Raw genomic sequence first — 335 nt, 5'->3', positions numbered from 1 at the left:
TCATCTCAAGGGACTGCCTGACGATATCGGTGCATCCCGCCGTCGAAGTCTGTACGTTGGATACCTGCTCATCCTGCTTGTCGCAGACGAAAACAGAATTATTGTCGCGGTACCGCTGCAGGGCCTGCATGCGGATATCAAAGGACTGCACACCGCCGGGCGTGCCGAAGATGGCCTGCGTATCGGTCTGCATAACCAGGAGGCTGATTTTCTTGAGCAAATCAGCTGTATAAATCCGGCACTCGTTCCAGTGCAGGACATAATCCCATAAAATCTGAGCCTGAGGGATGCCCAGGAAATTATAAGACGGGCGCAGGAGGAGCGGCGGCGGATTG

1 protein-coding gene is annotated in these 335 nt (G+C 54.6%); it reads right to left on the bottom strand.

Annotated features, from left to right (window positions below; translation table 11 throughout):
- The coding region (locus tag J4G38_RS28495; RefSeq protein WP_226164235.1) for an anti-CBASS protein Acb1 family protein at positions 1 to 335 on the bottom strand (335 nt) is incomplete at both ends.

Source organism: Hymenobacter terricola (assembly GCF_017921975.2).
Classification (GTDB): Bacteria; Bacteroidota; Bacteroidia; order Cytophagales; family Hymenobacteraceae; genus Hymenobacter; species Hymenobacter terricola.
This window is presented reverse-complemented; position numbering and strand designations above follow the sequence as displayed.